Raw genomic sequence first — 3,647 nt, forward strand, 5'->3', positions numbered from 1 at the left:
GTTCCGCCCTCATCGCGAGCACGCTCGCTCCCACAGTTGTGATTTGTGGCAGGCCACTGGAACGATTGGCAGATCAAGGATCTGCCCCCCACTGAACCGTGCGAACGAACCGGAAATGGATTCGTGCGGCACGCCTTTGGCCACGTCACTGACACCATCCAGCCTTGCCAGTTGGTCCGTGCTCAACTGCACATTCAGTGCGCCCAACGTGGCATCCAGTTGCTCGCGTGTCCGGGAACCGAGGATCGAAATCAGTGCCGTGGTCGAGCGCCGGGCCTTTTCCCGCAGCCAGGCGATGGCCACGTGGGTCGGGCTGGCATCGAGTGCGGCGGCGATGTCGATCAAGGTATCGAGCCACCTGCCGGCGATCACCTTGATCGTGTCATCCGTTCTTCCGTGCGCAGCTACGAAACCAGGCGGCAAGCGATCATTCACGCGCTTGAGTGCAGATGACCAGGCGGCTCTCGACCGACTGCTGGGCGACGAGGAAGTCGACCCCGACGACACGCGCAGCGAGCAAGCTACTGTCATCTCGTTCAGCAATCTCAAGACCGATCCCGGCAAGGCCAGCTTGGACAGCGTATTGGTCGCCATCGCCAAGCTCAAGTGCCTCAACGATATGGGCTTGGCGCCGGCAGTGTTTCAGAACATTCCCGCCAAAAAGAACCCCAGCAAAGCTAAATGTCGTCAAATTGTAGCTTCGCCCACACTGAGCCCAGTCCCACGGCCAGCAGGCAGAGGGGGAGAAGTGCAATGACCCCGGCAATGACCGGCATTGTAAGGCCTGATGAAATCAGGTAGACGATAGGCGCGTAGAGTATCCCGCAGGCATAAGCGCCCAGCAGCATGATCGAATAGGAGATGGAGAGGCTTCGCAACAACATGGCGCAAGCCAGAAGCAGACCGGGGATGACGAACAGATAGGCAATGCTGGGGACGTAGAATGCAAGTGTTGCGCAGGCAATGCCGAACAGGACAATGGCCATGGGCCGCAGCACGGAATTCTTGCCCTGATCTTGGCGGCGAGTGCGGCAGCGTTGCGCCCAAAGACCGCAGAACACGAACGAGGCGATGCCCAGCGCATACATGGCGGGCAAAGGGAGTACCAGCAGCGTGCCGCCTGGCAGTGGGAAATAGGTTGCGTCCTCGTCAGCGCTCAGGGAGGAGAGGTCGATACCCTGGATAAAGTGGTTGCCCACTTCACGCACTGCCTTTTGGTAGCGAAACAAGGTCTCTGGCGCAAGGTTCTCCACCGTGTCGCTCATGTGGTGGTAGTGTTGAAAACCCTCCACGACCGCAAAATTCAACCCTGCGATGTTCATTTTCCTGAAGGCCGTAAAGTCCGTGTCGTTTTGCAGCATCTTGTAAATCAGGGGGGTGAATGAGAAGGATATGATGCCCCGAACCCCTGCGTTCAGGTTCTTGATCAGGGTGTAGTCCTTCTGCGAGGTCTCGAACAATAAAGGGATGCCCTGGTTACCCCTGGCTTCGAAGTTCAATACCAGGCGGAGGGCTTCACGTTCCGGCGCGCTGAGCTGCGAGACGTAGTGCTCCGCTCCCAGTAGGCCCAGTTCTTCGCCATCGGTGAATAGAAAGACAACGTTGTTTTTGGCATCGCTGCGGGTGATGGTTTCCCGCATCAGCTGGAGTATCGAGGCGACGGCCATGCCATCGTCACTGGCCCCGGGGGCGGTGCCGACGCTGTCGTAATGCGCCATGAACAGGACCGTCGCGGTCGCTCCCGGTACGCGGAGTGAGGCTATCAGGTTGATTCCCTGGCCGCTGTCGCCTTCCAGCAGGCCGGAGCGAATTCGCACTTCCTTTTCAAAACTGTCCGCGCCCACCCGAGCCAGCTCGGCATCGAATGCTTGGCGCTGTTGCTCGTTCAGCTCGGCGTAGAGCATTTTCTGCCGGTTCACCATGCTTTCGATGGTAAATCGAAAGGGTTGCTCAACCACCTGGTAACCCATGCCCGCAATCGTTTCCTGCAAGTAATGCCTGACAGCGGCCTGGCGTGGTGACGCGGTGGGGTGGGGTGCAGCGGCGATGACGCCCAGGTTATTGCGTACATTCAGATAGCCGATATCGCGAGCATCGGCGGCTGTCAGGGCGGCGGGTTTCACCATCCCTGTTCCATGAACACTCGCCAGAGCGACAACGGCCAGCAAACATAAACTCAATACCAAACGCTTCACTGGTTTCTTCCTTGGGGTCCGACGCTGCAAGTTTCGATACACGATCGTCTTGCGGGCGTTAATCCGCTTTCACGTCCAGGACGCATTCCATGGCACCGCTCTGCAGCGTACGCTGTTTTCTGAGAACGACTTCAAGCGCGCGGTCAACGGGCAGTACGGGAACGCCGGTGCCGAGAAAGATCGGAATGGTGGTGATGAACAGCTGCTGCAATTCCCCGGCGTCGGCAAAACAGGCTGCCGTTTTGCCGCCACCGACCAGCCAGACATTCTTGCCCTTCGCCGCTTGCCTGGCCCTGGCCGCGATGGCCACGGCATCACCGCGTACGAAGGTGATATCCAGATTGGCGGGGACTGACCGATTCCGGTTGCTCATGACAAAGGCGGGTACATCCTGGTAGGGCCAGTCATCGGGAGCGTTCGACATGATCCAGTCATAGGTCTGCGACCCCATGACCACCGCTCCGACCGTCTGATAAAAATCATCATAGGCCGTTGCGTCATCCCCCAGCGCAAAGTTCTCCAGCCAATCGAGTTTGTGTTGTTGAGTGGCAATATAACCATCCAGGGTGGCAGCTACGTAATAGACCAGCGTCGACATGTGTTTTCCTTGTAATCATGCAGGTGGGAAATGACCCGTAAATAAAGAGCCCCTCTGGAAAGTGGCGAGGGGCGATGGTGATCATTTATTTCGGGTAGGCGAAGATAATGCCGTTCCCACTTGGCAGGCGCTTTACCTGTTTGACGATAAAGCCGCTGTTTTCAATGAGGGTTCTGAATTCAACCTCGTTGCGCTCCTTGCCACCGGCGATACCGAACAAGGACAGCATGTAAAGATCCATCATTGCGCCCGTGGGATTGGGCTGGGAACTTTCACCCTGGTCAATCACCAGGTCCACTACAACCAATAGCGCATTGTCCGGCATGCTCCGCCGGCAGGTGGCCAATATGGCCTGGCAGTCTTCGTCGCCCCAGTCGTGCAAGACATAGGACAGCAGGTAAGCGCTGCCATAGCTTGCTGTAAGCAGAGAACTTTTTTGGTGTAATGAAGCTTGCACCGTATACCATCTCCTTGGTAGCGGGATAAGCGTTTTACTTGTCGTGCTGATACGGCGAAGCAGCGGAGCTTTATGTCTCATGCAGCTTGTAAAGTTTCCTTGATTACAAGATGCAGTTGAATTTTTAACTTTGAATTTTAGGCGATGTGCGGTTGTTGAAGTTGGATTTATGATTGGCCATTTAGATTGCAAATCAAATGATAAGAAAGTAACAAAATATTGCGAGGCCACAAAATGGGAATAGGAAGCCAACTTTTAGGAATGAGCTGTAGGATTATTCTGGCGAACCCCAGCATCCAAAAAACAAGTTCTGGAAATGCGGGGGCTCCAGACAGATTTTTTGCAAAAGAGTGGGTTTTTTCAGAGTTTCTCTAGGGCGCGCCAGACTATTTAGGAC

General features: G+C 55.9%; 3 protein-coding genes and 1 pseudogene. All 4 read right to left on the minus strand.

What is annotated here, in order from left to right; translation table 11 throughout:
* Positions 1-9: 9 nt before the first annotated feature.
* Positions 10-354: pseudogene (locus tag ACRESJ_RS06395) on the minus strand (aldo/keto reductase); the annotation flags it as partial.
* A gap of 323 nt (positions 355-677) precedes the next feature.
* On the minus strand, positions 678-2,195 hold the full coding sequence (locus ACRESJ_RS06400) for a M28 family metallopeptidase (RefSeq protein WP_431757162.1): 1,518 nt from the start codon (positions 2,193-2,195) through the stop codon (positions 678-680).
* Between the two features lie 58 nt (positions 2,196-2,253).
* Positions 2,254-2,793: a dihydrofolate reductase family protein gene (locus tag ACRESJ_RS06405; protein ID WP_431757163.1), complete on the minus strand. Its 540-nt coding sequence runs from the start codon at positions 2,791-2,793 to the stop codon at positions 2,254-2,256.
* An 85-nt stretch (positions 2,794-2,878) separates the two neighbouring features.
* Positions 2,879-3,250: a methyltransferase gene (locus ACRESJ_RS06410; protein WP_431757164.1), complete on the minus strand. Its 372-nt coding sequence runs from the start codon at positions 3,248-3,250 to the stop codon at positions 2,879-2,881.
* Positions 3,251-3,647: the final 397 nt, after the last annotated feature.

Origin of the sequence: Pseudomonas sp., from assembly GCF_050739655.1 — a bacterium.
GTDB lineage: Bacteria > Pseudomonadota > Gammaproteobacteria > Pseudomonadales > Pseudomonadaceae > Aquipseudomonas.

Excerpts from the sequence above, each read along its gene's own strand:
- ACRESJ_RS06405 (WP_431757163.1), bottom strand. The coding sequence starts at position 2,793 with ATGTCGACGCTGGTCTATTACGTAGCTGCCACCCTGGATGGTTATATT.